The sequence below is a fragment of the Blastococcus sp. SYSU D01042 genome, assembly GCF_054050515.1.
This window is the reverse complement of the sequence record NZ_JBJGZM010000013.1, coordinates 18,108-43,728: the sequence shown is the minus strand read 5'-3', so window position 1 is coordinate 43,728 and position 25,621 is coordinate 18,108. Positions and strand designations below refer to the sequence as shown.

Sequence of the window (25,621 nt, the reverse complement as noted above, 5' to 3'; positions counted from 1 at the left end):
TCGCTCCGGCGGCCCTGTGCGACGGTCCTGCGATGACCTCCTCCGACGGCGGCCGCCGCGGCCTGCAGATCACCCTGGGCGCACTCGCCGCCATCCCCCTGGCGTCGGGCCTGGCCGGCGCGCTCCTCGGGCCCGCCTCGCTGCCCGGCGCGGGCGGTCCGGCGAGCGCCGAGGTGGAGAGCGAGTACCGCTACGCGCACGCCGTCTACGCCGCGGCGGCGCCGCTGATCTGGTCGACGCTGCCCCGGGTCGAGCAGCAGGGCCCGCTGCTGCGGGGCGTCTCCGGCGCGCTGCTCCTCGGCGGCGCCGCCCGCCTCCTCGCGTGGCGGAGGACCGGCCGGCCGCACCCCGTCGTCCTCGGGGCCACCGCGCTGGAGCTGCTGGGTCCGCCGGCGCTGGTGGCCTGGCAGCACCGGGTCGCCACCCGCTCGCGCGGGCGGTAGGACCGCCCGGGGCGCCGTCCCCGGGTGGTGCGACGATGCGCGTCGCCCGCCGCCGGTCGCGGGCCGGTCGAGGAGGCACCGATGGCGTTCGGGTGGAAGCTGTACGGGGACGGCAGGACCGTGCCGCTGGGCGAGGCGGTGGCCCCCGAGGAGCGGCTGACCTGGCCGCGGACGGTCGGCATCGGCGCGCAGCACGTCGTCGCCATGTTCGGCGCGACGTTCGTCTTCCCGCTGCTCATGGGCCTGGACCCGAACCTCGCGATCATGATGAGCGGGATCGCCACGATCATCTTCCTGCTGGTCGTGCAGGGGAAGGTGCCCAGCTACCTGGGGAGCTCCGCGTCCTTCGTCGGCGGCGTGGTCGCGGTGCGGGCGGCCGGCGGCTCGGACGCCGACGTCCTCGGGGCGCTGCTCGTGTCCGGCGTCGTCCTCGCGCTGGTCGGCCTGGCCATCCACCTGGCCGGGGTGCGGGTGATCAACCGCGTGCTGCCGCCGGCGGTCACTGGTGCCGTGGTGCTGCTCATCGGCTTCAACCTGGCGCCCGTGGCGACGGCGACCTACTGGCAGCAGGACCAGTGGGTGGCCCTGGCGACGATGACGTTCGTCGTCGTCGCCTCGCTGCTGCTGCGTGGCTTCCTCGCCCGCATCTCCATCCTGCTCGGCCTGGTCTTCGGCTACCTGCTCTCCATCCTCCTCGACTGGGCCGCCGGGCCGCTGGGCTCGACCGGTGAGGACCGGGTGGCCTTCGACGCCGTCGGGGACGCCCCGTGGTTCGGTCTCCCCGACGTCACGGGGCCCTCCTTCTCGCTGAACTACTCGCTGCTCGTGCTGCCGGCGGTGATCGCACTGGTCGCGGAGAACGCCGGGCACGTGAAGGCCGTGGCCGAGATGACCCGGCGTGACCTCGACCCGGTGATCGGCCGCGCCGTCGCCGCGGACGGCCTCACGACGGTGCTGGCGACGTCGGTCGGCGGCTCCCCCACCACCACGTACGCGGAGAACATCGGCGTCATGGCCGCCACGCGGGTCTACTCGACGGCCGCCTACTACGTCGCCGCCGTCGTCGCGATCGGGCTCGGGTTGGTGCCCAAGTTCGGCGCGCTGATCAACGCGATCCCGGGCGGCGTGCTCGGCGGGATCACCGTCGTCCTCTACGGGATGATCGGCCTGCTCGGCGCGAAGATCTGGAAGGAGAACCGCGTCGACTTCGCCAACCCGATCAACCTCGTGCCGCTGGCGGCGGGCATCGTCATCGCCGTCGGCAACTCGGGCGACGACGCGCCGCTGCTGCAGATCACCGACGACTTCTCCCTCGGCGGGATCGCGCTGGGCACGCTGGTCACGGTCGTCGGCTGGCACCTAGCGCGGGCGCTCGCACCGGAGGAGATGCGGGCGTCGCTGACCCGCGAGGGGCCGCACCCGGCGGCCGGCTCCACCTTCGGGCACGTGCACGGCGAGGAGAGCGCCCCGAGGTAGCGCGTCGGGTGCATTCCGGTACTCCGCCTGCCGATACCGGCTGTCGACGGCAGGGGCACCGGTCGTCCCACGAGCGAGGAGCCGAGACGCACCGATGTACCGACGCACGCGCCCAGCCAGCAGCGGCGACACCCCGGTCGCCGTCCCCCGCGACGTGGAGGCGGTCGAGGCCGTCATCAACGCGCTGAACGACGGCGTCGCCGACAGCGCCGCCGCCCACCGGATCATCGCGAGCACCCTCACCGCCGAGCTCGGCCTGGACTACGGCGCTGCCTGGGTGCTCGACGAGGACGGCGGCTTCTCGCTGGTCGCCGACACCGGCCGCTACGCCGAGGCGATGCGGGCGGCCCGGATCGAGCGGCTGCTGCCGACCGAGGGGCTGGCCGCCCAGGCGATCCGGACGCAGGACGTCGTCCTGGCGAACGAGACCACCGACCCGACGTTCTGCGGCCGCTGGAAGGCCGCCCAGTCCACCGGCGCCACCCGCGGCTGCGTCCTCCCCATCCTCGACGAGCGCGGCGCCGTCACGTCCCTCTACGAGTTCTACAACGCCAGCGAGCTGCCGTTCTTCGGCGGCCGGGCCTCGAAGTGGCGTGCGCTGCGTGGCGTCCTCGTCCACGCGCACCGGGCGGCCATGGCGCGGGCGCACCTGCAGGAGACCCTCAACGACCGCGAGGCCGTCACCACCGTCGTGACGACGGTCGGCGCCGCCGCCACCCAGGAGCAGGCGCTCCGGGTGGCGCTGGACACCGTGCGCAGCTCCTTCGGCTGGGCCTACGGGTCCTTCTGGGCGCTGGACGAGGAGGCGGGTGTGCTGCGCTTCCAGCAGGAGTCCGGCTCGGCCGGCGAGGAGTTCCGCGCCGTCACGCTGAGCGCCAGCTTCGCCGAGGGCGTCGGCCTCTCCGGCCGCGCGTGGCGGGCCAAGGAGCTGGTCTTCGTGCCCGACATCGGCAAGGTCACCGACTGCGTCCGCGCCCCCGCCGCGACGCGCGCGGGCGTGAAGTCCGGCGTGTGCTTCCCGCTCGTCGTCGGCGGCCGGGTCATCGGCACCATGGACTTCTTCGTCACCGAGACCATCGAGCTGTCGGAGTCGCGCGCGGCCTCGCTGCGCAACGTGCAGCAGTTGGTCTCCCAGCGGCTGGACGTGCTGCGCCGCAACGAGGAGAGCGCGGAGAACGCCCGCGAGCTGCTGGTCACCGTCGCCCGGCTGCGCGAGGCGGCCAACGAGGCCGGCCGGGTCGCGGAGAGCGCGGTCGACCAGGCCTCGGCGATGACCGGCGACGTCGCCGCGCTGGACGAGGCGTCGGCGGCCGTCGGCGAGGTCATCCGCATCATCTCGGGCATCGCGGACCAGACGAACCTGCTCGCGCTCAACGCCACCATCGAGGCCGCCCGCGCCGGCGAGGTGGGCAAGGGCTTCGCCGTCGTCGCCAGCGAGGTCAAGGACCTGGCCCGCGAGACGGCCAAGGCGACCCAGCGGGTGGCCGACCAGATCGCCGGCATCCAGTCCTCGAGCAAGGCCGTCGCGGAGGGCATCCACACGACCGGCGAGATCATCGGCCGGCTCGACGAGGTGCAGAACCGCATCGGCGAGGTGCTCGGTGAGCAGGAGCGCATGGCGCAGCTCATCGAGGCCGCCGGCTGACCCGAGTCGTGAAGCCAGGTTAAGATGTAGTACCTTCACGGTCATGGCGTCGGACGTGCACGTCTTCGACCGGCTGCTCGAGATCGCGCTCCTGATCCAGGCGGACATGGCGCGCGAGCTCGAGCCGGCCGGGCTCACCTCCGCCCGCACGCACCTGCTCTGGCTGGTGCACGCCGAGGGGCCCAGCACGCAGGGCGCGCTGGCGCGGGCCCTGCAGGTGAGCCCCCGCAACGTGACCGGCTTGGTGGACGCCCTGGAGGCAGGCGGTTTCGCCCGCCGGGCACCGCACCCCACCGACCGTCGGGCCACGCTGGTGACGCTCACCGACAAGGGCACGCAGGCGGTGACCGAGATGGTCGGTCAGCGGCAGCGGATGGCGGCGCACCTGGTCTCGGATTTCGACGCCGACCGGCTCGAGCGCTTCCGGGCCGACCTGGACGCCGTGACCGCCCGGCTGCACGAGCTCATGGACCCGTCGTGACGACGACCCGCACTGCCGGCGAGACGGTGGCCTACTGGGCCCGTCGCGCCGTCGAGCTGGAGATCGGGGTCTGGCAGAGCCTCTACCGGTTCCTGCTCCGCCGCCCGCGGGTGCCGGCGGGCGCGGCAGCGTTCACCTACCACCGGGTCGTGCTGCCCGTGCTGATCGCGTTCATCGTCGTCTCCGCGATCGAGCTGGTGGTCGTCGACCTGCTGGTGCACCGCTGGCCGGCGGTCCGCATCCCGCTGCTCGTCGTCGGCATCTGGGGCCTGACGTGGATGTTCGGGCTGCTCACCGGCATGGTGACCCGCCCGCACGCCGTCGGCCCCGAGGGCATCCGGGTGCGGTACACGACCGACGTGGACGTCGACGTCCCGTGGGACGCGATCGACGCGGTCGTCCGGCGGGTCGCCAACCGGCCGGACAAGGCGCCGCGGCTCGAACCCGGCGTCGACGGCCCGGGCGCACTGCACCTGTGGATGCACGACCAGACCAACGTCGACGTGCTGCTCGACCGGCCGATCGACGTCCGCCTGCCCGAGGGCACCGCGGCCGTGCGCCGCATCGCCCTGTACGCCGACGACCCGGCGGCGTTCCTGGCCGCGGTGCGCGGGCAGGTCGATCACGTGCCCGCTCCCTGACACCCGGGCTCAGAGCGGCGCGAGCTCCAGCCCTCCGCGCGCAGCCGGTCGAAGCCGTCGAGCAGCACGTCGAGGGCGAACTCGAACTCGAACTGGTCGTCGCACCCGCCACCGACGCCGGAGAGATCCCCCCGCGTCGCGACCGTCGCGATCTCGAGGATGTGCGGGAAGCGCTCGCCGAAGTCCGCGGCCATGGCGTCCCGCTGCTCGGGGGTCGGCGGCGGCGCGGACGGGTCCGACGGCTCCTCGAACAGCTCGGGGCTGAAGCCCCACATCCGGTTGCCCAGCGCGTGCATGACGTGGTGGGTCAGGTCCGCCGAGAAACCACCGGCGCGGAAGATCCCGGCCAGGGAGTCCATGTAGCCGAGGACGACGGGCGTGCGGCGGGTACGCGACTCGATCGCCTTCCGCGCCCACGGGTGCCGGAGCACGGCCTGCCGCGCCGAGAGCACGCGCTGCCGGACGGCTGCCCGCCAGCCCGACGCCGGGTCGGCCGGCTCGATGCCCGACAGGACGACGTCGACCATGCCGTCGAGGAGCTCGTCCTTGCCGGCCACGTGCTTGTAGAGCGCCATCGGCACGACGCCCAGCTCCTGCGCGAGGCGCCGCATGCTCAGCCCCTCGACCCCGACGACGTCGGCAAGAGCCACCGCCGCCTGCAGCACCCGGTCACGGCTCAGCGGCGTGCGTCGCGCGGCCTCCCCGACCACTGCGCTCCCCCGACGTTGACAGGCGTACAGCGTACACCTAGCGTCCCCGAGCAGTGGTGTACGCCGTACACCTGTAGTCGGAGGGCAGCAGCATGGGATCGAGCAGAGGCAGCGCCGTCGCGGCGGGGTGGTTCTTCGTCGTCGCGTTCGGCGCGGCGGTCGCGGGGCTGGCGCTGTACCAACCGGCGCTGGGCGATCCGGGCTACGTCCTGGGACCCGGTGCGGACGGGCAGGTGCTCCTGGGCGGGCTCCTCGAGCTGCTGCTCGCCGGGTCCTGCATCGGCACGGCGGTCGCGCTGTACCCGGTGATCAGGCAGCACGGGCCGAGCACGGCGCTCGGCTACGTGTGCGGCCGGCTGCTGGAGGCCGCGCTCATCTGCGTCGGCATCGTCGCCACGCTGTCGCTGGTCAGCCTGCGCCGCGCCGGCACGGGTGACGACGATGCGCTGACCACGGCCGCCCGGACGCTGATCGCCCTGCACGACTGGACGTTCCTGCTGGGCCCCGGCCTCGTCATCGGGGTCAACAGCGTGCTGCTGGCCTGGCTGATGCACCGGTCCCGGCTCGTGCCCCGCTGGATCGCCCGCCTCGGGCTGGGCGGCGGTGCGCTGGTGCTGGCGTCGTCCACCGCGGTGCTCTTCGGGGTCTACGCGCAGACCTCGGCGGCCGCCCTGCTGGCCGCCGTCCCGGTCGCCGCCTGGGAGATGTGCCTGGCCGTGCGGCTGATCGCGCGGGGGTTCGCCCCGCCGGCGACGGAGGCGACGACCACCCGACTCCACCAGCGGCAGCGCGCCCGTGAGCAGCAGGTGGAGCGCCGTCAGGATCGCCGAGGTGTTCGCGAGCCGGCGCACGAGGCCGGGCTGCCGGAGGGCTGAGGACCCGCGCGCGGAGTGCTTGTGAGCGGGTCGGCGGTGGGTCGAGCATTCGCGGCACTCGGACGCGCGGGGGGTCGCCATGGGCATGAGGGAGACGATCGACAGCGCCGGGACCGGCCTCGCGAACCGCGGCGACGAGCACGATCTCGCCGTCAAGACCTGGCGGTACCTGCGCGTCGGCCTCATCGCTCTCGCCGTCGGCCTGGCCGTGGCGGTCCTGCACGCGCGCAGCCTGGCCGAGTGCTGGCAGACCTCGATCAGCGCGTACTACTACACCCCGGCGTCCGGGGTGCTCGTCGGTGTGCTCGTGGCGATCGGGGTCTGCCTGATCTGCCTGCGCGGGGCCAGCGACGGTGAGGACGTCCTGCTCGACCTGGCCGGGATCTGCGCGCCCTTCATCGCGCTGGTGCCGACCCCGAACAAGTCACGCGAGTGCGGCAAGGTCCTCGTCTCCACCAGCGAGCGCTACCTGAACGTCGGCACCAACGTCACCGCGCTGCTCGTGGTCGCCTGGCTGGCCCTGGCCTTCATCGCCGTGATCACCGTGCGGCGGAAGGCGCGACCCTCGCCCGTCGCCGTGCGGGGCTTCTGGGCAGCCGTCCTTCTCGTGCTCGTCGCGAACGTCGTCTTCGTCGTGTTCCGCACGTTCTTCCTCAGCAACGCGCACAACGCCGCAGCGGTCCTCTTCTTCGTCTTCATCCTGGCCAACGTCCGCCTCAACGCCTTCCAGCGCTACGCGGCGGAGGAGGCGGTGGGGCTCACCCCCGGGCGGTTCAACCGCTACACGCGCATCACGGTCGCCATGGCGGCCGTCATCGCCGTCCACGTGGCGCTGATCATCGGCGACTGGTCGCACTGGGTCCTCACCCTGGAAGCCAGCCTCATCGCGCTGTTCGTCTGGTTCTGGGTGGCCCAGACCTCCGAGCGGTGGGACGACGGCATCTCCCCGATCCCGAGCGCGGAGAAACGGCGCGAGCAGCGCCGCGCCGAGGAGATCAACGCACACTGAGGGCCCCCTCGATCGGATCGAGAGGGCCCTCAGCGGGCGTTGATCAAGCGGCGCGCGGCGCGTCAGCTCACCTGCTGCAGCGTCGGGTAGTCGTTGTAGCCCTCGACGCCGGACGCGTAGAACAGGTGCGGCTGCGGGTCGTTCTCCGGGTGCTCGCCGGCCCAGCGCTCGACCAGGTCGGGGTTGGCGATCACCGGCCGGCCGACGGCGACGGCCTCGGCGTGCGCGTCCTCGATCAGGCGCACCGCCTCCTCGCGGGAGGTCACCGAGGCGAAACCGCTGTTGGCGATGAGCGGGCCGCCGAAGCGCGTCCGCAGCTCCTGCACCAGCGCGCTGCCCGGCTCGGCGTGCAGCACCGACAGGTAGGCCAGGCCCAGCGGGCGCAGCTGGTCGAGCAGCGCGCCGTAGGTGAGCAGCACGTCGGCCTCGTCGGTCTCGAACGCGCCCTGGATGTTGTGCTGCGGCGAGATGCGCAGCCCCACCCGGCCGGCGCCGATCGCCTCGGCCACCGCCGTCACCACCTCGACGACGAAGCGCGCCCGGTTCTCCGGCGTGCCGCCGTAGGCGTCGGTGCGCTCGTTGGACGCCGGCGCCAGGAACTCGTGCAGCAGGTAGCCGTTGGCACCGTGCAGCTCGACGCCGTCCAGCCCGGCGGCGATCGCGTTGCGCGCGGCCTGCACGAACTCGTCCCGGACGCGCGGCAGCTCCTCGGCGGTCAGCGCGTGCGGCACCGGGTAGGGCTGCTTGCCCGACGGCGTGCGGACGGTGCCCTCGATGGCGATGGCCGACGGTGCCTCCGGCTCGAGCCCGCCGGTGACGTCGGGGTGGGAGACGCGGCCGCCGTGCATGAGCTGCATGACGATCTGCCCACCGCGCTCGTGCACCGCGTCGGCGACCCGGCGCCAGCCGGCGACCTGCTCGTCGTCCACGATGCCCGGCTGACCGGGGTAGGCCCGCGACTGCCGGTTCGGCCAGACGCCCTCGGTGATGATCAGGCCGACGCCCGCGCGCTGCCGGTAGTGCTCGACGAGCAGGTCGCCGGGCACACCGGCCTCGCCGGCGCGCAGCCGGGTGAGGGGCGCCATGACGACGCGGTTGGCCAGCTTCAGGTCGCCCAGGGCGAGAGGGGAGAACAGGTCCACGACGGCACGAAGGCGGCTCACCACGGAGCGCATTCCGAGGTGCGATCCAGGTCACTCCCTGCCCCTAGGGTGTCCGCGTGGCCGACCCGAGATCCCGCCGTCCGCTGCCCGCCGTCGTCCTGGCGCTCGCCCTGGCGCTGACCGCCTGCTCGTCCGACGACGGCGGGGACGCCGAGGCCGCACCGGCGGCGGCCGAGGTCCAGGGCACCGACCCCCTGCCCCCGCTGCCGGACGACGTCGCGCTGCCGATCGTCTTCGTGCACGGGTTCGCGGGCTCGGCCCAGCAGATCGAGTCCAACGCCATGCGGTTCGTGGCCAACGGCTATCCCGAGGACCGGATCGTCGCCTACGACCACGACGGCGCCGGCCTGGACATCCCGGGCTACGCCGCCGGGCTGGGCGAGGTCGTCGACGAGACCCTCGCCGAGTTCGACGTCGAGCAGGTGTACCTGATCGGCCACTCGCGAGGCACCGGCGTCGCCGACCTCTACCTCGGCGACCCAGCGCAGGCCGCGAAGGTGGCCAGGTACGTCGCCATCGACGGCCGCGGCTGCCCCGAGCCGCCGGTCGTCCCCTGCATCGCCCCCGAGCAGCCGCAGTTCCCGGGCCAGTCGCACGTCGAGGTGGCGACGTCGAAGGAGTCCTTCGCGGTCCAGTACGAGTTCCTCGTGGGCGAGGCGCCCGGGGTGGTCGACATCGTGCCGCAGCGCGCCCCCGTCGAGATCTCCGGCCGGGCGGTCAACTTCCCGGCGAACACCGGCCGCGAGGCGACGCTGGAGATCTGGGCGATCGACGCCGGCACCGGCGCCCGTACCGAGGACGAGCCGCACGCCAGCATCGAGCTCGGGCCGGACGGGGAGTTCGGCCCGGTCGAGCTGGAGATGGCCGCGCACTACGAGTACGCGCTGAGCTCCGAGGCCTCGCCCGTCGTCCACCACCTCTACCTCCAGCCCTACGTCCGCAGCAGCGCCTTCGTCCGGTTGCTCTCCTCCGAACCCGACGGCGCCGTCCGCAAGAACACCAACGTCGGGGAGGACCACACGTCGCTCGTCGTCATGCGGATGCGGGAGTGGCACGCGCAGGGCGACGCCGACGTGCTCGAGCTGAGCGTGGACGACGGCGAACCGGTCGACGTCATCACCGACTTCGTGGGCAACGCGGCCATCGGCCTGCACGTCCACGACGACGCCGCCACCCCCGGGCAGAGCACGCTGGCGAAGCTGCCCTACTTCGGCGACCAGCCGTTCCAGAGCGGCATCGACGTCTTCCTGCCCGCGTCCCCCGACGCCGACGGCACCGTCACCGCCCGGAACCTGCCCCGCGGCGACGCGTCCCGCCCGCAGACGCTCAACGTTCCGAACTGGCCGTCGGCCGGGCACACGGTGAGCCTGGTGTTCAGCGACTGGCCGGTGGACGGCGGCGCCTGATCCCGGCTCAGCCGCCGAGCAAGCGACGGGTCTGCCGGCCGCGCGCCACGAGCGACCCGTCCGGCGCGCGCAGCTCGACGTCGTCGACGGCGACCTCGGCGTCGGACCAGACCGTCCGCTGGTCCACCCGCACCCAGGCGCCCGCGGGCGGTGGTGGGCCGGCCAGGTGCGCCGAGAGCTCGACGGTCGGCATCGCGGCAGGCGCGGTGCGGACGGCGAACAGCGAGGGAGGCAGCGCGTCGAGCAGCACCCCGAGCTGGACCAGCGGCTCGAGCTCCGCGCCGCGGATGCGCACCCAGGCGTGCAGCCGCGGCTCGTCGCCACCGCCGAGCGGCCGTGAGCTGCCCAGCGCCCGGATCTCGGTGTGCTCGCCCACGGGCACGTAGTCGCGGGGGAGCTCGAAGGGCTCGCCGTCCTCCAGCCGCGGACCGGCGGGGGCGCCCCCGGTCTCGGCCGCCGGTCCGGGGACGCCCGCCGACGTGAGCACCTGGGCGACCGCGCGCAGCGCGCCGTCCTGGCGCAGCTCGCCGCGCACGCTGCCGGTGCGGCCGGTCCGGTCCGCGCTCGCGGTGACCACCGCCTCGACGTCGGGGACGACGCCGCCGAGCAGGTGCGCGGTCACCGCGCGCGGCGCGGCGCCGGTCAGGTCGGCCGCCGCGGCGAGCAGGTGCCCGATGAGCAGCCCGCCCTGCGTGCTGGTGAACGACCGCCACGACGGGGCGAAGGTGAGCCGGCGCGCGGTGCCGGTGGTGAGGGTCATCGCGGGACCTCCGCCCGGTCGACGGGCGCCGGGGTCGGCGCAGGCACTGCCACGGGAGCAGGCAGCTGCAGGTCGGCGTGGTGGCCGCGGCCCACCGCGAGCGCCAGCAGGCTGGCGACGGCGGCCAGCGCCACCGTCAGCGCCCACCCGCGCTCGGCCCCGGCCAGCGGCGCCGACGCCGAGGCCACCGCGGCGAGCAGGATCGAGACGCCCAGCGTCGCGCCGATCTGGCGGGCGGCCCCGAAGGTCGCCGTCCCGGTCGCCAGGGACGCCGGTGGCAGGGACGACGACGCCGCGGCCGACAGGTTGGTGAGCGTGAGCCCGACGCCGATGCCGGTGAGGACCTGCCCGGGCAGGAAGTCGGCGGCGAAGCTCGGCTGCTCGCCCACCTGGAGCAGCCAGAAGAGCGCGCCGCACGCGAAGACCGCCGTCCCGACGGCCGCGACCGGACCGCAGCCCACACGCGCGCCCAGCCGCCCGGCCGGGATCGCCGTCAGCGCGGCCAGCGCCGGCCCCGGGATGAGCGCGAAGCCCGCCTCGACCGACGTGTAGCCCCAGCCCCCGGTCAGCCACAGCACGTTGCCCAGCAGCATGCCGCCGAAGCCGGCCATGAAGAACGCCATGGCCAGGTTGGCCAGGCTGAACGAGCGCACCCGGAACAGCGCCAGCGGCAGCACCGGCACGGTGCCCCGCGGCACCCGGGCCGCGCGCAGGCCGACCAGCGCGGCGGCGACGGCGGCGCCGGCGAAGGCGCCCAGCACCACACCGCTGGTCCAGCCCCGGTCCGGCGCGTCGACCAGCGCGTACGCCAGCAGGCCGACGGAGACGACGAGCAGCACCGTGCCCGCGACGTCGGGACGACGGGTCTCGGACTCGTCCCTCGACTCGGGCAGCACCAGCAGGCCGATCACCAGCGCCGCGATGCCGACGGGGATGTTCACCAGGAAGATCCAGCGCCAGGAGAGTTCCACCAGCAGCCCGCCGATGGGCGGCCCGAGGGCGGCGGCCACGCCTCCGACCATCGACCACACCGCGATCGCCGTCGCCCTCCGGGCCGGGGGGAAGGCGTGCAGGAGCAGCGCCAGCGACGTCGCCGTCACCATGGCGCCGCCGACCGCCTGGACCACCCGGAAAGCGACCAGGCTGCCCACCCCCCAGGCGAGCGCGCAGCCCAGCGAGCCGGCGAGGAAGGTGGCCAGGCCGGAGAGGAAGACCCGCCGGCGGCCGATGCGGTCGGCGATCCGGCCGGCCGGAGCGAGCAGCGCGGCGAACACGATCGTGTAGCCGTTGAGCACCCAGGACAGGGCTCCGGTCGAGGCGTCGAAGGACTCCCCGAGCACCGGGAACGCGATGTTGACGATGAAGAGGTCGAGCGAGGAGAGGAAGACCGCCGCCGAGACGACCAGCAGCACCAGTCCCGGGCTGCGGACGGGGGCGGGTGCAGGTGCTGCCGGACCGGTCGTCGCGCTCATCGCACCCCGCCTCTTCTCGGTTCGCCTGCCGAACCGACTCAGCCGGACCGTACACGAGTTGGTTCGGTATGCGAACCTTGACGCATGACGAGCCGACTGGACGAGCTGCCGGGCCGGCGCTGCTCCATCGCGGGCGCGCTGGACGTGGTGGGCGACCGGTGGGCGCTGCTGGTGATCCGCGAGGTGTCGCTGGGCGCGCACCGGTTCAGCGAGATCCGCCGCGGCACCGGCGCACCGCGCGAGCAGCTGACCGCGCGGCTGAACGCCCTGGTCGACGCCGGCGTGCTGGAGCGCAAGCAGTACAGCGAGAGCCCGCCGCGCTGGGACTACCACCTGACGAATGCCGGCCGGGACCTCTTCCCGGTGCTGCAGGCGCTCATGCAGTGGGGCGACCGCTACGTCGCCGACGAGCCGCCGGTCGAGTTCCACCACGCCGGGCACCGCATCTCGGCGTCCTGGGTGTGCGACGTCTGCGGGGAGCGGGTGGGCCGCGGGATCGAGCGGCACGTCCGCGAGCGGCATGAGCCCGCCGCCGGCTGACTGCTGACGGCGTCAGGCGCGCGGCGCCTCCAGCGGCACCCCGGTCTCCCGCGCGGAGACCTCCCACAGGACGTCGATCTGCTTGCGCAGGTCGAACCGGCGCAGCACGGGCCGGCGCACCGGCGGCCCGTGCGAGCCGAAGCGCGGCGCGTAGAGCTCGCCGCCCGCGGCGGCCGGGTCGGTCGCCGCCCGCAGCTGCGGTCGGGCGCCCTCGAGCGGGGTCATCCCCGACCTCGCCGTCACCGCGTGGGCCACGGCGCCGGTCCAGCCACCACCGCCCTCGCGGACGGTCCGCGCCTGCAGGTCGGTGTTCGACAGCCCCGGGTGGGCGATCAGCGAGGCGGCGGCGACGCCGGCCCGCGCGAACCGCTCCTGCAGGCCGAGCCCGAAGTGGTAGTTGGCCATCTTGGCCCGCGCGTACGAGCCCCACGCCCGGTAGCGCCGCCGCATGTGCGGGTCGGCGGGGTCCAGCGGGCCGCCCATGAAGCGGGCCGTGCTGGTCACGGTCACCACGCGGGACGCGGTGCTGCGCAGCAGCGCCGGGAGCAGGTGGGCGGTGAGCGCCCAGTGGCCCAGGTGGTCGACGCCGAGCTGCATCTCGAAGCCGTCGGCGGTGGTGCGCTGCGGCATGGCCATCACGCCGGCGTTGTTGACCAGCAGGTCGATCCGCTCGTGCGCGGCGAGCACGGTGTCCGCGGCCGCCCGCACGACCGACAGGTCGCCGAGGTCCAGCGGCACGACCTCCAGCGAGGCGGCCGGGTACCGCTCGCGGATCCGCGCCGTCGCGGCGGCGGTCTTCTCCGGGTCGCGGGCGGCGACGACGACGTGCGCCCCGGCGCCGGCCAGCGCGAGCGCCGTCTGGAAACCCAGGCCGCCGTTGCCGCCGGTCACCACCGCGGTCCGGCCGCTGAGGTCGGGGATGTCCTTCTCGGTCCAGGCCACGGCCCGATCCTCCCGCAGGTCAGCCCAGCCGGCCGGTCGCCCGCAGCTCGACCGCTGTCAGCACCTCCCACCGGAGGGCGGAGCTGCCCGGGCGCACCACCCGCCAGTAGCGGGCGAAGGCCCGGCGGCTGGCGTCGTCGGTCGCCTCGACCCGGGTCTCGGAGCTGAGCTCCGTCCCGTCCCCGCTGGGCACGAGCTGGAAGTCCACCGCGGCCTTGACCCAGCCGGGCGCGGTCCAGGCCCGCAGCCCGGCGGCGTCCAGCGCGGGCCCGGGCTCGCCACCGGTCACGTGCCAGGGCTGCAGCAGCCCGCCGAAGACCACCGACGACGGCCGCTCCGAGGCCAGCAGCGGCACCGGCAGGGCGTCGAGGAAGGGCCGATCGTGCAGCTGCCGCAGCCCGCGGCCGGCCAGCACCACCGGCAGGAACCGGGCGGCCGACAGCACGAGCGTCACCGGCAGCCCGGTGAGCCGGACGTCGTGCAGCGCGTCCCACACGGCGTCCGGGGGTGCGGCGATCCGGCGCGCCTGCCGGGTCACGTGGTCCGGCCGCGGGACGACGTCGTCGAGCAGCACGGGTCTCAGCCCAGGGCGGCGTAGGCGGCGCGCACGTAGGCCTCGCTGCGCGACGAGCCGAGGACCCCGCCTCCCATCCGGTTCATCATGTAGCTGATCGTCAGCCGCCGGTCGAGGTCGATGACGACCAGCGAGCCACCCCAGCCACCCCAGAAGAACGTCCGCCCCTCCGGCACGTAGGGCACGACCGAGGTGGCCAGGCAGAAGCCGGTGCCCCAGCGGATCGGGACGCCGAGCACCAGGTCGACGCCGTCGGACTGCTGGTCGAGCACCCGCTCCACGGTCTCGGGGCGGAGCAGCCGGACGCCGCCGGCCTCACCGCCCAGGGTGAGCGTGCGGAGCACCCGCATCACCCCGCGGGCGTTGGAGTGCCCGTTGAGCGCGCCCAGGTCGGCCGCGCGCCACTCCGGGGTGTTCGCCGCGACCGCGGACGCCTTCGGGCCGGTGAAGGTCTTGATGACGACCGAGTCCGGGTCGGGGGCTGGGCCGCCGACCTCGGGGCGCGGCGGGGCGACGACCGGCGCGATGCGGGAGACCTCGGACTCGCGGGCGCCGATCTGGAAGTCCGCGCCCAGCGGGTCGGCGATGCGGTCGGCGACGAACTTCTTGAACGTCGTCCCGGTGATCCGGCGGATGACCTCGCCGACGAGGTGGCCCTGGTTGTTGGCGTGGTAGCCCGACGCCGTGCCCGGCTCCCACCACGGGCGCTGCTGCGCCAGCCGCTCGGTCGCCGTCGTCCAGTCGTACATGTCGCGCACGGAGAACGGCTGCTCCCAGCCCGAGACGCCGGAGGTGTGCGACAGCAGGTGCCGCACCGCCACGTCCTTCTTGCCCTTGGCGGCGAACTCGGGCCAGTAGTCGGCGACCGGGGCGTCGAGGTCGAGCTCGCCGCTGTCGGCCAGCATCAGCGCCGCGAGGGCCAGCACGCACTTGGTGGTGGACCAGACGTTGACGATCGTGTGCTCCGACCACGGCCGGGTGCGCTGCTCGTCGCGGTGCCCGCCCCAGACGTCGACGACCGTCTCGCCGTCGAGGTCGATGGCGATCGAGGCGCCGAGCTCCTCCCCCGCGTCGAGCTGCTGGGCCAGCGCCTCCCGCACGCCGGCGAACCGCTCGTCGCACCGGCCGTGGACCTCGGCCATGCCACCCCCCGTGATCCGGGACGGCGCCGTCGCCGTCCGTCGGCCCATCCGACCACGGCCCGCGGGCGCCCGCGAGGCGCTGCGAGCGGTCGACGGCCCCTCAGCTGTCGTACTCCGGCCCGACGGCGCCGGTCTCGACCTCGCCCACCCGCTGGAAGGTGAGCAGCAGGACGCCCGACGGCGTCGTCGACTGCGCGGTGAGCCGCCAGGTGCGCGGGATCGCGCCGTCGCCGAACAGCCGCTTGCCCTCGCCGAGCACCACCGGGAAGACCGCCAGCCGCAGCTCGTCGACGAGGTCCTCGGCCAGCAGCGTCTGGACCAGACCGGCCGAGCCGTGCACCTGCAGCTCGCCGCCGTCCTCGGCCTTGAACGCGCGGACGGCGTCGCCGACGTCGCCCTCGACCAGCCGGGCGGTCTCCCACTCCACCGACTCCAGCGTGCGGGAGGCGACGTGCTTGGGCTTGAAGTTCAGGCCCTGCGACACCGGGTCGTCGCCGATCATCTGCGGCCACGACGCGTAGAAGGTCTCGTAGGTCGAGCGGCCGAGCAGGAAGTCCTGGGCGCCGGTGAACCAGGCGTTCATCTGCTCGCCCAGCGCCTCGTCGAAGAACGGCGGCAGCCAGCCCTCGTGGGAGAAGCCGCCCGAGGGGTCCTCCCCCGGTCCGCCCGGCGCCTGCATGACGCCGTCGAGGGTCAGGAACGTGGTGACGACGAGCGGTCGCATGGGATCTCCTCCGGGTGTGGCGGCGGCCCCGTCGGCCGCCCCTCATCCAGACGTCGATCGGGCGCCCGCCTCATCGACACGGGGCGCCGAACTTTCTTCCGGTCAGTCGCGGGGCGTGCGACGGCGGTGGTGGCTCTTCGCTCCGTACATGGCGCGGTCGGCGCGGGCGATCACCTCGTCGACCGCCTCCCCCGGGTGCCCCACCGCCACGCCGACGCTGACGCCGACCGGCTGGTCGGGCAGCCCGCCGAAGGGGGCGAGCACCGTCGTCGCCACCCGGCGGGCCAGCGCCACGAGGGTCGCCTCGTCGGCACCCGGCCGCAGGAGCACGAACTCGTCGCCGCCGAAGCGGGCCACCAGGTCGCCGGGCACGGCCAGCTCCGAGAGCCGCCGGGCGACCTCGACCAGCACCCGGTCCCCCACGGCGTGCCCGTACTCGTCGTTGACCTGCTTGAACCGGTCGAGGTCGCAGAACAGCACGCCGACGTCGGGGCCGGTCGGGCCGTCGAGGTACCGGTGCAGGGCGTCGAACAGCGCCGCGCGGTTGGGGATGCCGGTGAGCAGGTCGGTCTGCGCCCGTCGGTGCAGCCGCTCCTCGCGCTCCCGGTCCGCGGTGACGTCGATGCCCACGGTGGCGACTGCGAACGGGCGGCCTGCATCGTCGGTCAGCACGGTGTTCCGCATGGCCACCCGGCGCCGGACGCCCTCGCCGGTGAGCCAGTCCGCCTCCTGCGGGTGCGCCTGACCGGTCGCCATCGCCCGGGCGATGGCGTCCTGCGCCAGCTCGAGGTGCTCCGGGGCGACGTAGACCTGCCAGAACCGCTGCCCGAGCAGGAGGTCCGGGCTCCTCCCGGTGAACCGCTGCAGGGCGGGGTTGGCGAACAGGATGCGGCAGTCCGCCGCGATGATGCAGACCAGCGCCTCGGTGGCATCGATGAAGGCGGCCACCAGCGCCTGCGCGCCGGCGTCCGCTGCCCCGACGTCCCCTCCGTCCACGGACGTGGGGTTCCCCCGGCGCGTCTGCGCGACACGCCGGTTCCGCAACCGTCGAGGCGGGGGTTCAGCCGGCGAGGACGGCGTCCCGCTGGGCGAGCCCGGCCAGCCGGGCGTACCGCCCGCCGAGGCCCAGGAGCTCCTCGTGGGTGCCCTGCTCGACCACCCGCCCGGCGTCCAGGACGACGATCCGGTCGGCGTCGCGCACGGTGGAGAGCCGGTGGGCGACGGTGATCGTGGTCCGGCCGCGTCTGGCCTCGTCGAGCGCCGCCTGCACCGCCCGCTCGGTCTCGTTGTCCAGCGCGCTGGTGGCCTCGTCGAGCACCAGGACCGCCGGGTCGCGCAGCAGGGTCCGGGCGATGGCCAGCCGCTGCTTCTCGCCGCCGGAGAACCGGTACCCGCGCGACCCCACGACCGTGTCGTAGCCGTCGGGCAGCGCCGCGACGACGTCGTGCACCTGTGCCCGGCGCGCCGCCGCGACCATCTCCTCCTCGGTGGCGTCGGGCTTGGCGTGCCGCAGGTTCTCCCGCACCGTCCCGTGCAGCAGAAAGGTCTCCCGCGACACGACCCCGACGATGCGGGCGAGGTCGGCCAGCGACAGCTCCCGGACGTCGACGCCGTCGACCAGCACGCGGCCGGTGGTCGGGTCGTCGAGCCGGGCGACCAGGGAGGCGAGCGTGCTCTTGCCCGAGCCGGTCTCGCCGACCAGGGCCAGCGTGGAGCCCGCGGGCACGGTGACGTCGACGTCGGCCAGCGCGGGGCGGACGCCGTCCGGGTAGCGGAAGCCGACCCGCTCGAACCGGACCTCGCCGCGCACGGCGGCCGGGTCGACGGCCACCGGGTGCTCGGGGTCGTCGATGTCCACCGGCAGGTCGAGGTACTCGAAGACCCGGCTGAACAGCGCCATGGAGGCGGTGAGCGAGACGCCGATGTCCAGCAGTTGCATGAGCGGCCGGAACAGCGCGCCCTGCAGCGTGGTGAAGGCGACCAGCGTGCCGATGGTCATCCCGCCCGACGTCGCGGGGAGCCCTGCGGCGAGGTAGATCAGGGCCGGGATGCCGGCGAAGACGATGCTCATGGTCGCCATCCGCCAGCGACCGGCCAGCTGCGAGCGGACCTCGAGGTCGACGAGGAACGCCGACGTGCCGGCGAACCGCTGCGACTGCGCGGGCCCCGCCCCCAGCGTCTTGCCCAGCAGCACGCCGCTGACCGAGAGCCCCTCCTCCACCTGCGAGTGCAGGTCGGCGAGGTGCCGCTGGCGCTGGGCGGTGATGGACCGGCGCAGGTGGGCGACGCGGCGGGTCAGCCAGACCGCCGGCGGCAGCACGACGAGGGACAGCAGCGAGAGCCGCCAGCTCAGCACCGCCATGGCCACGCCCGTGCCGATCACCGTGGTGGCGTTGGAGGCGAAGGACGTCGCGGTCGAGGTGACCACGTTCTGCATGCCGCCGATGTCGTTCATCAGCCGCGACTGGACCTCGCCGCCCTTCGTGCGGGTGAAGAAGCCCAGCGACTGGCGCTGCAGGTGGCTGAAGACCGCCGTCCGCAGGCCGTGCATGACCCGCTGCCCGACCGTCGTGGACAGCCAGGTCTGGACGACGCCGAAGACCGCCGTGAGGACGGTGACGGCGAGCATGCCGCCGACCGCCCACAGCAGCAGCGGCACGTCCTGGTCGGGGATCGCCTCGTCGATGACCAGGCGGATCAGGAAAGGCGTGCCGAGCGCGACCACCGAGGAGGCCACGATCAGGGCGACCACGACGCCGAGCTGCGCGCGGTAGGGGCGGAACAGGGCGGCGACCCGGCTCCAGCGGACGGGGGAGCGTTCGAGCTGCGCCCGGTCGGCCGGGTCCGGTCGACGGCCCCCGGAACCTCCGCCACCGGGGCTCCCGCCCCGGCCGCCCATCGTCATGTCGGTGATGCGACACCTCCCGGGTGCTCTGCTGCGGCTACCACATGGTGAGGTAACCACCATATCTGCGCTAGTGTTCCCCCGTGGCCGACGATCCGACCGCCGAGCTGGGCGAGCTGCTGATGCGGGTCGCGCGGACCCAGCGCGGGCGCTGGCGGGAGTCGCTGGCCCCGTGGGACCTCTCGCCGCACCAGGCCCGGGCGCTGCGGGTGGTCACCGAGCACGACGGCGTCCGGCTGTCCGACCTCGCGGAGGCGCTGCACATCGCACCCCGCTCGGCGACCGAGGTGGCCGACGGGTTGCAGGAGCGCGGCCTGGTCGAGCGCACGCCCGACTCCCGCGACCGCCGCGCGGTCGTCCTGCGCCCGACGGCGGAGGGCCGGCGGGTGCGGGCCGAGGTCGGCCGCGCCCGCGCAGCGGTCGACGAGGAGCTGCTCGCCCGCCTGCCCGCCGACGACCGGGCCACGCTCGCCCGCCTGCTGACCGCCCTGCTCGACTGACCGCCCGGCGCGGCGCACACTCCCGCGTCGTGGACCTCACCTCCCGCGACGTGCTCGGCTTCCGCGTCCGCGCGCAGCAGCTGGACCGGGACGCCGGGTCGGTGGCCGACACCGCCGTCCTGGACCTGGGCGTGCAGGACACCGGCACCGACGGCGCGGCCTGGGCGCTGCGGCTGCGCGGCGTGCCGGAGCCGGCCGCCGACGAGCTCGTGCTGCTCTGGACGATCCGCGGCGCCCCGCACCTGTACCGCCGGGCCGACCTCGCGGACGTCGCCGCGGTCACCGCACCGTTCTCCGAGGCCGACGCCGCCACGCGGGTGTTCGACGCGTCCCGCCCGCTGAAGGCGGCCGGCATCCCCGTGCTGACCGGCCTGGACACCATCGCCGCGCGGATGCGGGAGATCGTCACCGCGCCGATGGGCAAGGGTGAGATGTCCACCCGGCTGACCGCGGCGCTGGAGGGGCCCTACCTGCGCGACTGCGTGCCGTGCGGCGCGGTGCACGCCTACGAGCAGCCGTTCCGGCTCGCCGCGCTGCGGGCCGGCCTGGAGCTGGAGCCGGGCACCTCCCCGCCCGTCCTCCGACCGATCCCCGGCTTCGCGCCCGCCGCCGCGCCGGCGGACCGGTTCGACGTCGTCCGCGGCTACCTGCGGCTGCTCGGACCGGCCACGCCGAAGCACGTGGCCGGGTACCTCGACGCGCCGGTCAAGGACGTGCAGGCCCACTGGCCGGCCGACGCGCTCGAGGTGCGCGTGGACGGCGAGCCGCGGTGGGTGCTCGCCGAGGACGCCGACCGCCTCACCGCCGGGCCGCCCGCCGTCACCCGGCTGCTGGGCAGCCACGACCTGTTCCTCCAGGCGCGGGACCGCCCGACCCTGCTGCCCGATCCGGCGCGGGCCACCGACCTGTGGCGGACCATCGGCCGGCCCGGCGGCGTGCTGTCGGGCGGGGAGCTCGTCGGCTCCTGGCGGGCGCGCAAGGCGGGGAAGCACCTCGACCTGTCCGTCACCACCTACGGCGCGGTTCCCCCGCAGCTGCGCGAGGACGTAGGCGCCGAGGCCGAGCGGCTGGCCGCCTTCCGCGGGCTCGCCCTGCGCACCGTGCAGATCAGCGCCTGAGCGCCGCCGCCGTCGCGGCGTCGGCGGGCAGGAACGCCTCCACGCTCAGCTCGGCCGCGGTCAGGTCGACGGCGGTGCCGAACGTGGTGACAGTGCTCAGGAAGCTGAGCACCTCGTCGCCCGCCTCGAGCTGCAGCGGCACGACGATGCCGTTCGGCGGGGTCCGGTCCAGGCCGCCGGGCAGGGCCAGCAGCTCGCGGTGCAGCGCGGCCAGCCCGAGGTCCCCGCTCAGGTGCGCCTCCCGGCCCAGCCGGTGCAGCAGGTGCCGGCGCCACTGCGGCAGGTTGCGGATCCGCGGCGCCAGGCCGTCGGGGTGCAGGCTCAGCCGCAGCACGTTGACCGGCGGTTCGAGCAGGTGCGGGGCGGCGTCGCCGATCAGGCCGGACAGCGCCCCGTTCGCCGCGACCAGGTGCCACCCGCGGTCCACGACCAGCGCCGGGAACGGCTCGTAGGCCGCGAGCACCAGATCCAGCGCCGCGCGGACGGCAGCCATGTCGGGGTCGCCGAGGTCGCGCCGCCGGTAGGCCGGGGAGAAGCCGGCCGCGGCCAGCAACTCGTTGCGCGCACCCAGCGGGATCTCCAGCTGCTCGGCCAGGTGCAGGACCATCTCGCGGCTCGGCCGCGACCGGCCGGTCTCCACGAAGCTGAGGTGCCGGGCGGAGACACCTGCCTCCCCGGCCAGGTCGAGCTGGCTGAGCCGGCGGCGCAGGCGCCACTGGCGCAGCAGCTCGCCGACGGGGACCTCGGAGGCGACGGCGCTGGTCACGGCGGCGACGCTAGCGACGGGAGGTGCGCGCTGTCGCTTACCTCCGAGGTAATCGACGCGCCTCCCCCGCGGCGCCACCGTTCTCGGCATGACCACGATCCGCTCAGCACCCGCTGCCTCCCCGTCCACCGCCGCCGGCGGACTGCCTCCGCCCGGTCCTCCGGCTGGACGCCGTCGTCACCGGCGCGAACGGCGCCGCCTACCTGCTCGGCGCTCCCCTGCTCGACGGCCCGCTCGGCCTGTCCTCCGGCCTGCTGCGCGGCGTCGGCGTCTTCCTGCTCGGCTACGCCGGCGTCGTCTGGCTGGTCGCCGCGCGCCGGCGAATCTCCGGCCCCGCCGTCGAGGCGGTCATCGGCGCGAACGCGCTGTGGGCCGTGGGCAGCGTCGTCGCCGCCGTCGTCGGCATCGGCTCGCTCACCGGGCTCGGGGCCGGCTGGCTGGTGCTGCAGGCCGCCGTCGTCGCCGGGTTCGCCGTCCTCCAGGTCGTCGGCCTCCGCCGGCGCTGACTCCCCTCCCACCCCGAGAAGAGGAACACCATGACCGCCACCCCCGCCCACGCCGACCGCTACCTGGCCGCCTGGAACGAGACCGACCCCGTCGCCCGCCGCGCCGCCGTCGACGAGGTGTTCAGCCCCGACGTCCGCTACACCGACCCGATGGCCGACGTCCGGGGAGCCGAGGCGCTCACCGCCACCATCGGCGCCGTCCAGGGTCAGTTCCCGGGGTTCGTGTTCCGGCTCGCCGGGCCGGCCGACGCCCACCACGACCAGCTCCGCTTCACCTGGGAGCTGGGCCCGGAGGGCGCGGAGGCGCCCATCGTCGGCTCGGACGTCGCCCTGCTGGACGCCGACGGCCGGATCAGCACCGTCCTCGGCTTCCTCGACCGCGTCCCCGCTCCCGCCTGATCCACCCGAGTGGCCACTCCGGCGCGGTCCCGACCGCCGGAGTGGCCACTTCGGCGGGAAGGGCGGGAGGATCGGGGGGTGAGCGAGCCGCAGGAGCAGGAGCAGACGGGCGACGAGACCAACAACCTGCACCCCGGCCAGCACGACGAGGGCGGGCACGGCGGCATGGCCACCCGCGAGCACGACGCGGAGAAGGACGCCGACGAGGACTGACCCCTCAGCGGCGGCGGCGCCACCAGCGGCGGGCCGCGGGCTCCGGCTCGGCCACGGTCTCGGCGGGCACTGCGGGCTCCGGGCGCGTGGCGGCCCACCCGGCGACGAGCGCCTCGACGTCGGCCAGCCCCGGCACGGCCGCCCACCGGCTCTCGGCGGGCTGCCGCCAGAAGGCCTCCACCCGGGCGTTGTAGTCCTCGGCCAGCGCCCGGACCTCCGCCTCGGTGGCCAGCCGCGCCGCGCGCTCGGGCAGGTCGTCCCGCTCGCGCCGCAGCCGCAGACCCGGCGGGAGCATGGCCCCGGTGTCCACGCCCTCGCGCCTGGCCTTGGCCAGCGCCCAGTCGTAGGCGGTCTCCTCGCGGTCCAGGTCCAGCAGCGGCCGGCCCGCGCCCGCCGGGGCGGCGAGGTCGCCCCGCTCCTGCGCCTGGGCGATCTGCCGCTCGACCCACGTCTCGAAGGAGACCCCGGGCGGTTTCCGCTCGGTCACGCTCCCTCCTCGCCGGCGCTCGTCGTCCGCGTGCCCACAGGTGCTCTGCTCATGCGTGACCTCGCACGCTCGGTCACGTCTCCCCCCTCGCCGGCGCTCGTCGTCCGCGTGCCCACAGGTGCTCTGCTCGTGCGCGACCTCGCACGCTCGGTCGCGTCCTCCATCGTGGCACCGGTCTGCCAAGCTCGGGGCGTGCGGACGACGAGCAGCCGGGAGGTCTACCGGAACGACTGGATCCGCGTGCGCGAGGACGCCGTCGAGCTGCCCGACGGGACGCCCGGCATCTACGGCGTCGTCGAGAAGCGGGACTTCGCGCTCGTGCTGCCCGCGCAGGACGACGGCTTCTGGCTGGTCGAGCAGTACCGCCACCCGATCGGCCGCCGCTCGTGGGAGTTCCCCCAGGGCACCTGGCCCGCCGGCAGCGACGGCACGCCGGAGCAGCTGGCGCGGGCGGAGCTGGCCGAGGAGACCGGGTTCCGGGCCGGCCGGCTGGAGCACCTCGGGCGGCTGGACATCGCCTCCGGGCTGATGACGCAGCGCTTCGACGTCTGGCTGGCCGGCGACCTCATTCCCGGTCCGACCGCCCGCGAGGCCACCGAGGCGGACATGGTGACCGGCTTCGTCCCCGCGGAGGAGCTGCACGCGATGGCCCGGGACGGGCGGCTCACCGACGCGCCCTCGCTCGCCGGGTACGCCCTGCACCTGCTGGGGCCCGTTCGGAGCACGTGATCGACGACGCATGACTCGACTCTCACGTGAGAGGAGAGTTCGTGCGAGCATCGACGGCGACCCGCGCGCCGACTCGACCGGCAGCACACTCGCACCCCCGGAATCGAGAGCATGCCCGTCCCGCCCGCGCTCCGCCCTGCCCGCCCGTCCTGGCTCGACCCTCGGGTCGCCCGCACCGAGGTCCTCGCCGGGCTGGTGGTCGCCCTCGCCCTGATCCCCGAGGCGATCAGCTTCTCGATCCTGGCCGGTGTCGATCCCCGGGTCGGCCTCTTCTCCTCGTTCGTGATGGCCGTGGTGATCGCCTTCACCGGCGGTCGTCCGGCCATGATCACCGCCGCCACCGGTGCCATCGCGCTGGTGGTCGCCCCGCTCGCCCTGGACCACGGCGTCCAGTACCTGTTCGCCGCGGTCATCCTGGGGGGCGTCTTCCAGATCCTGCTGGCGGCCGCAGGCGTGGCCCGGCTGATGCGCTTCATCCCGCGCAGCGTCATGGTCGGCTTCGTCAACGCGCTGGCGATCCTGATCTTCACCGCGCAGCTGCCCCAGCTGACCGACGTGCCCTTCCTGGTCTACCCGCTGGTGGCCGCCGGCCTCGCGATCATCTTCCTGCTGCCCCGGCTCACCTCCGCGATCCCGGCGCCGCTGGTCGCGATCGTCGTGCTCACGACCCTCGTCGTGACCGCCGGCTGGGAGCTGCCGGACGTGGGCGGGGAGGGCGAGCTGCCCGACAGCCTGCCGTTCTTCCTGCTGCCGGACGTGCCGTTCACCGTCGAGACGCTGGGTGTGATCGCGCCCTACGCCCTGGGCATCGCCTTCGTCGGGCTGATGGAGTCGCTCATGACGGCCAAGCTCGTCGACGACATCACCGACACGCACTCCGACAAGACCCGGGAGTCGTGGGGGCAGGGCGTGGCGAACGTGGCCTCCGGCTTCTTCGGCGGCATGGGGGGCTGCGCGATGATCGGCCAGACCATGATCAACGTGAAGGCCTCGGGTGCCCGCACGCGGCTGTCGACGTTCCTCGCGGGCGCGCTCCTGCTGGTCCTCGTGGTCGCCCTCGGCGACGTCGTCAGCATCATCCCGATGGCCGCGCTCGTCGCCGTCATGATCTTCGTGTCCATCGCGACCTTCGACTGGCACAGCCTGCGGACCATCCACCGCATGCCGAAGAGCGAGACGACGGTGATGATCGCGACCGTCGCCGTCACCCTGCTCACGCACAACCTGGCCATCGGGGTGGCGGTCGGCGTGCTCGTCGCCTGCGTGCTGTTCGCGCAGCGGATCGCCCACCTCGTGGACGTCCGCCGCGCTCCCGAGGCCGACGGCCGCGTGCGCTACACCGTCACCGGAGCGCTCTTCTTCGCCTCCAGCAACGACCTCTCCACCCAGTTCGACTACGCCGGCGATCCCGCCGAGGTGGTCGTCGACCTGTCCCACGCGCAGGTGTGGGACGCCTCCACCGTCGCAGCCCTCGACGCCATCGCGCACAAGTACGCCACCCGCGGCAAGCGGGTGGAGTTCGTCGGCCTGGACGAGCACTCCACGGCCCGCTTCGAGCGGCACAGCGGCCAGCTGGGGGCGGGGCACTGATGAGCCCGCGCAGCGGCCTGCTGCAGATCGGCCAGGTCGCCGAGCGCACCGGGCTGAGCCTGCGCACCATCCGGTTCTACGAGGAGCACGGACTGGTCCGTCCCACCTCCCGCAGCGACGGCGGCTTCCGCCTCTACAGCGACGACGACGTCGCCCGGCTCGAGGTGATCAAGCGGATGAAGCCGCTCGGCTTCCGCCTCGAGGAGATGCACGAGCTGCTCACGCTGCTGGCCGACCTCGCCGAGCGCCCCGACGACGCCGCCCTGACCGACCGGCTGCGGATGTTCCACGAGGCGGCGACCGCGCGGGTGCACGACCTGCGCGAGCAGCTGGCCATCGCCGAGGGCTTCGCCGCGGACCTGTCCGGCCGGCTGGGCTGACCCGCGCCCGATCGGGTGTGACGTC

General features: G+C 74.4%; 29 protein-coding genes. 17 read left to right on the top strand and 12 right to left on the bottom strand.

The window, feature by feature from the left end; genetic code table 11:
- The first annotated feature begins 32 nt into the window (after nucleotides 1-32).
- The 5 genes from ACI79H_RS18850 (at nucleotide 33) to ACI79H_RS18830 (ending at nucleotide 4,686) form a co-directional block, all read left to right on the top strand.
- Nucleotides 33-443 carry a DUF4345 family protein gene (locus tag ACI79H_RS18850; RefSeq protein ID WP_456555956.1) on the top strand — a complete coding sequence of 137 codons (411 nt, stop codon included), beginning with the start codon at nucleotides 33-35 and terminating at the stop codon, nucleotides 441-443.
- A gap of 81 nt (nucleotides 444-524) precedes the next feature.
- Nucleotides 525-1,919, top strand: coding sequence for a uracil-xanthine permease family protein (locus ACI79H_RS18845; RefSeq protein ID WP_456555955.1), 1,395 nt, complete (start codon nucleotides 525-527; stop codon nucleotides 1,917-1,919).
- A gap of 94 nt (nucleotides 1,920-2,013) precedes the next feature.
- Nucleotides 2,014-3,564, top strand: coding sequence for a methyl-accepting chemotaxis protein (locus ACI79H_RS18840; protein WP_456555954.1), 1,551 nt, complete (start codon nucleotides 2,014-2,016; stop codon nucleotides 3,562-3,564).
- A 43-nt stretch (nucleotides 3,565-3,607) separates the two neighbouring features.
- Nucleotides 3,608-4,045 (top strand): MarR family winged helix-turn-helix transcriptional regulator, encoded by a 438-nt coding sequence (locus ACI79H_RS18835; protein WP_456555953.1) that lies wholly within the window; start codon nucleotides 3,608-3,610, stop codon nucleotides 4,043-4,045.
- On the top strand, nucleotides 4,042-4,686 hold the full coding sequence (locus ACI79H_RS18830; protein ID WP_456555952.1) for a hypothetical protein: 645 nt from the start codon (nucleotides 4,042-4,044) through the stop codon (nucleotides 4,684-4,686). Before ACI79H_RS18835 ends, ACI79H_RS18830 begins: the two co-directional genes overlap by 4 nt.
- On the opposite strand, the gene ACI79H_RS18825 is transcribed toward ACI79H_RS18830, so the two are convergent.
- Nucleotides 4,668-5,396: a TetR/AcrR family transcriptional regulator gene (locus ACI79H_RS18825; RefSeq protein ID WP_456555951.1), complete on the bottom strand. Its 729-nt coding sequence runs from the start codon at nucleotides 5,394-5,396 to the stop codon at nucleotides 4,668-4,670. The two genes, ACI79H_RS18830 and ACI79H_RS18825, sit on opposite strands and share 19 nt — an antisense overlap.
- A 92-nt stretch (nucleotides 5,397-5,488) precedes the next feature.
- Here ACI79H_RS18825 and ACI79H_RS18820 point away from each other — a divergent pair, with 92 nt between their 5' ends.
- Together ACI79H_RS18820 and ACI79H_RS18815 are read left to right on the top strand one after the other, a co-directional pair.
- Nucleotides 5,489-6,271: a DUF4386 domain-containing protein gene (locus ACI79H_RS18820; RefSeq protein ID WP_456555950.1), complete on the top strand. Its 783-nt coding sequence runs from the start codon at nucleotides 5,489-5,491 to the stop codon at nucleotides 6,269-6,271.
- 85 nt (nucleotides 6,272-6,356) lie between these two features.
- Nucleotides 6,357-7,280 carry a hypothetical protein gene (locus ACI79H_RS18815; RefSeq protein ID WP_456555949.1) on the top strand — a complete coding sequence of 308 codons (924 nt, stop codon included), beginning with the start codon at nucleotides 6,357-6,359 and terminating at the stop codon, nucleotides 7,278-7,280.
- 62 nt (nucleotides 7,281-7,342) lie between these two features.
- Here ACI79H_RS18815 and ACI79H_RS18810 read toward each other — a convergent pair whose 3' ends face one another.
- Nucleotides 7,343-8,443 carry an alkene reductase gene (locus tag ACI79H_RS18810; protein WP_456555948.1) on the bottom strand — a complete coding sequence of 367 codons (1,101 nt, stop codon included), beginning with the start codon at nucleotides 8,441-8,443 and terminating at the stop codon, nucleotides 7,343-7,345.
- Between the two features lie 56 nt (nucleotides 8,444-8,499).
- On the opposite strand from ACI79H_RS18810, the gene ACI79H_RS18805 reads away from it, so the two are divergent.
- Nucleotides 8,500-9,849 carry an alpha/beta fold hydrolase gene (locus ACI79H_RS18805; protein ID WP_456555947.1) on the top strand — a complete coding sequence of 450 codons (1,350 nt, stop codon included), beginning with the start codon at nucleotides 8,500-8,502 and terminating at the stop codon, nucleotides 9,847-9,849.
- A 7-nt stretch (nucleotides 9,850-9,856) separates the two neighbouring features.
- On the opposite strand, the gene ACI79H_RS18800 is transcribed toward ACI79H_RS18805, so the two are convergent.
- Together ACI79H_RS18800 and ACI79H_RS18795 are read right to left on the bottom strand one after the other, a co-directional pair.
- Nucleotides 9,857-10,609, bottom strand: coding sequence for a thioesterase family protein (locus ACI79H_RS18800; protein WP_456555946.1), 753 nt, complete (start codon nucleotides 10,607-10,609; stop codon nucleotides 9,857-9,859).
- Nucleotides 10,606-12,081, bottom strand: coding sequence for an MFS transporter (locus tag ACI79H_RS18795; RefSeq protein ID WP_456555945.1), 1,476 nt, complete (start codon nucleotides 12,079-12,081; stop codon nucleotides 10,606-10,608). The genes ACI79H_RS18800 and ACI79H_RS18795 overlap by 4 nt, the downstream gene beginning before the upstream one ends.
- 84 nt (nucleotides 12,082-12,165) lie before the next feature.
- Between ACI79H_RS18795 and ACI79H_RS18790 the strand changes: the two genes are divergently transcribed.
- On the top strand, nucleotides 12,166-12,621 hold the full coding sequence (locus ACI79H_RS18790) for a winged helix-turn-helix transcriptional regulator (RefSeq protein ID WP_456555944.1): 456 nt from the start codon (nucleotides 12,166-12,168) through the stop codon (nucleotides 12,619-12,621).
- A gap of 12 nt (nucleotides 12,622-12,633) precedes the next feature.
- Here the strand turns inward: ACI79H_RS18790 and ACI79H_RS18785 are convergent, their stop codons facing one another.
- The 6 genes from ACI79H_RS18785 to ACI79H_RS18760 all read right to left on the bottom strand — a co-directional run bounded on the left by ACI79H_RS18785 (nucleotide 12,634) and on the right by ACI79H_RS18760 (nucleotide 18,908).
- Nucleotides 12,634-13,563, bottom strand: a complete 930-nt coding sequence (locus ACI79H_RS18785; RefSeq protein WP_456555943.1) for an oxidoreductase — start codon at nucleotides 13,561-13,563, stop codon at nucleotides 12,634-12,636.
- Nucleotides 13,564-13,582: 19 nt separating this feature from the next.
- On the bottom strand, nucleotides 13,583-14,137 hold the full coding sequence (locus ACI79H_RS18780) for a hypothetical protein (protein WP_456555942.1): 555 nt from the start codon (nucleotides 14,135-14,137) through the stop codon (nucleotides 13,583-13,585).
- 5 nt (nucleotides 14,138-14,142) lie between these two features.
- Nucleotides 14,143-15,279, bottom strand: a complete 1,137-nt coding sequence (locus tag ACI79H_RS18775; protein ID WP_456555941.1) for a serine hydrolase domain-containing protein — start codon at nucleotides 15,277-15,279, stop codon at nucleotides 14,143-14,145.
- 100 nt (nucleotides 15,280-15,379) lie between these two features.
- Nucleotides 15,380-16,003, bottom strand: a complete 624-nt coding sequence (locus tag ACI79H_RS18770) for a dihydrofolate reductase family protein (protein WP_456555940.1) — start codon at nucleotides 16,001-16,003, stop codon at nucleotides 15,380-15,382.
- 102 nt (nucleotides 16,004-16,105) lie between these two features.
- Entirely contained in the window at nucleotides 16,106-16,999 is an 894-nt protein-coding gene (locus tag ACI79H_RS18765; protein WP_456555939.1) for a diguanylate cyclase domain-containing protein, read from the bottom strand.
- A 64-nt stretch (nucleotides 17,000-17,063) separates the two neighbouring features.
- Nucleotides 17,064-18,908 carry an ABC transporter ATP-binding protein gene (locus tag ACI79H_RS18760; protein ID WP_456555938.1) on the bottom strand — a complete coding sequence of 615 codons (1,845 nt, stop codon included), beginning with the start codon at nucleotides 18,906-18,908 and terminating at the stop codon, nucleotides 17,064-17,066.
- Nucleotides 18,909-18,991: 83 nt separating this feature from the next.
- Here ACI79H_RS18760 and ACI79H_RS18755 point away from each other — a divergent pair, with 83 nt between their 5' ends.
- Both ACI79H_RS18755 and ACI79H_RS18750 read left to right on the top strand, forming a co-directional pair.
- The gene (locus ACI79H_RS18755) at nucleotides 18,992-19,408 is read left to right on the top strand and encodes a MarR family winged helix-turn-helix transcriptional regulator (RefSeq protein WP_456555937.1); all 417 of its coding nucleotides are present in this window, start codon (nucleotides 18,992-18,994) and stop codon (nucleotides 19,406-19,408) included.
- A gap of 29 nt (nucleotides 19,409-19,437) precedes the next feature.
- A complete protein-coding gene (locus ACI79H_RS18750; protein WP_456555936.1) occupies nucleotides 19,438-20,526 on the top strand; it encodes a DNA glycosylase AlkZ-like family protein in 1,089 nt (362 codons plus the stop codon).
- On the opposite strand, the gene ACI79H_RS18745 is transcribed toward ACI79H_RS18750, so the two are convergent.
- Complete coding sequence (locus ACI79H_RS18745; RefSeq protein ID WP_456555935.1) at nucleotides 20,516-21,292, bottom strand: MmyB family transcriptional regulator; 777 nt, start codon at nucleotides 21,290-21,292, stop codon at nucleotides 20,516-20,518. The two genes, ACI79H_RS18750 and ACI79H_RS18745, sit on opposite strands and share 11 nt — an antisense overlap.
- 374 nt (nucleotides 21,293-21,666) lie before the next feature.
- Between ACI79H_RS18745 and ACI79H_RS18740 the strand changes: the two genes are divergently transcribed.
- The 3 genes from ACI79H_RS18740 (at nucleotide 21,667) to ACI79H_RS18730 (ending at nucleotide 22,410) form a co-directional block, all read left to right on the top strand.
- Nucleotides 21,667-21,798, top strand: a complete 132-nt coding sequence (locus ACI79H_RS18740; protein WP_456555934.1) for a hypothetical protein — start codon at nucleotides 21,667-21,669, stop codon at nucleotides 21,796-21,798.
- 30 nt (nucleotides 21,799-21,828) lie between these two features.
- Nucleotides 21,829-22,197, top strand: coding sequence for a nuclear transport factor 2 family protein (locus ACI79H_RS18735; protein WP_456555933.1), 369 nt, complete (start codon nucleotides 21,829-21,831; stop codon nucleotides 22,195-22,197).
- Nucleotides 22,198-22,275: 78 nt separating this feature from the next.
- On the top strand, nucleotides 22,276-22,410 hold the full coding sequence (locus ACI79H_RS18730) for a hypothetical protein (protein WP_456555932.1): 135 nt from the start codon (nucleotides 22,276-22,278) through the stop codon (nucleotides 22,408-22,410).
- A gap of 4 nt (nucleotides 22,411-22,414) precedes the next feature.
- Here ACI79H_RS18730 and ACI79H_RS18725 read toward each other — a convergent pair whose 3' ends face one another.
- A complete protein-coding gene (locus tag ACI79H_RS18725; protein WP_456555931.1) occupies nucleotides 22,415-22,897 on the bottom strand; it encodes a DnaJ family domain-containing protein in 483 nt (160 codons plus the stop codon).
- Nucleotides 22,898-23,089: 192 nt separating this feature from the next.
- On the opposite strand from ACI79H_RS18725, the gene ACI79H_RS18720 reads away from it, so the two are divergent.
- From ACI79H_RS18720 to ACI79H_RS18710, 3 genes are all read left to right on the top strand, one after another.
- Nucleotides 23,090-23,626, top strand: a complete 537-nt coding sequence (locus ACI79H_RS18720) for an NUDIX domain-containing protein (protein WP_456555930.1) — start codon at nucleotides 23,090-23,092, stop codon at nucleotides 23,624-23,626.
- 111 nt (nucleotides 23,627-23,737) lie between these two features.
- The gene (locus tag ACI79H_RS18715) at nucleotides 23,738-25,216 is read left to right on the top strand and encodes a SulP family inorganic anion transporter (protein WP_456555929.1); all 1,479 of its coding nucleotides are present in this window, start codon (nucleotides 23,738-23,740) and stop codon (nucleotides 25,214-25,216) included.
- Entirely contained in the window at nucleotides 25,216-25,596 is a 381-nt protein-coding gene (locus ACI79H_RS18710) for a MerR family transcriptional regulator (RefSeq protein WP_456555928.1), read from the top strand. The genes ACI79H_RS18715 and ACI79H_RS18710 overlap by 1 nt, the downstream gene beginning before the upstream one ends.
- The last annotated feature ends 25 nt before the right edge of the window (nucleotides 25,597-25,621 follow it).

Coding starts and splice junctions, on each gene's coding strand:
- ACI79H_RS18710 (WP_456555928.1), top strand. CDS start 25,216: ATGAGCCCGCGCAGCGGCCTGCTGCAGATCGGCCAGGTCGCCGAGCGC.
- ACI79H_RS18840 (WP_456555954.1), top strand. CDS start 2,014: ATGTACCGACGCACGCGCCCAGCCAGCAGCGGCGACACCCCGGTCGCC.
- ACI79H_RS18775 (WP_456555941.1), bottom strand. CDS start 15,279: ATGGCCGAGGTCCACGGCCGGTGCGACGAGCGGTTCGCCGGCGTGCGG.
- ACI79H_RS18715 (WP_456555929.1), top strand. CDS start 23,738: ATGCCCGTCCCGCCCGCGCTCCGCCCTGCCCGCCCGTCCTGGCTCGAC.
- ACI79H_RS18795 (WP_456555945.1), bottom strand. CDS start 12,081: ATGAGCGCGACGACCGGTCCGGCAGCACCTGCACCCGCCCCCGTCCGC.
- ACI79H_RS18835 (WP_456555953.1), top strand. CDS start 3,608: ATGGCGTCGGACGTGCACGTCTTCGACCGGCTGCTCGAGATCGCGCTC.
- ACI79H_RS18790 (WP_456555944.1), top strand. CDS start 12,166: ATGACGAGCCGACTGGACGAGCTGCCGGGCCGGCGCTGCTCCATCGCG.
- ACI79H_RS18760 (WP_456555938.1), bottom strand. CDS start 18,908: ATGACGATGGGCGGCCGGGGCGGGAGCCCCGGTGGCGGAGGTTCCGGG.
- ACI79H_RS18815 (WP_456555949.1), top strand. CDS start 6,357: ATGAGGGAGACGATCGACAGCGCCGGGACCGGCCTCGCGAACCGCGGC.
- ACI79H_RS18735 (WP_456555933.1), top strand. CDS start 21,829: ATGACCGCCACCCCCGCCCACGCCGACCGCTACCTGGCCGCCTGGAAC.
- ACI79H_RS18850 (WP_456555956.1), top strand. CDS start 33: ATGACCTCCTCCGACGGCGGCCGCCGCGGCCTGCAGATCACCCTGGGC.
- ACI79H_RS18845 (WP_456555955.1), top strand. CDS start 525: ATGGCGTTCGGGTGGAAGCTGTACGGGGACGGCAGGACCGTGCCGCTG.
- ACI79H_RS18770 (WP_456555940.1), bottom strand. CDS start 16,003: ATGCGACCGCTCGTCGTCACCACGTTCCTGACCCTCGACGGCGTCATG.
- ACI79H_RS18820 (WP_456555950.1), top strand. CDS start 5,489: ATGGGATCGAGCAGAGGCAGCGCCGTCGCGGCGGGGTGGTTCTTCGTC.
- ACI79H_RS18800 (WP_456555946.1), bottom strand. CDS start 10,609: ATGACCCTCACCACCGGCACCGCGCGCCGGCTCACCTTCGCCCCGTCG.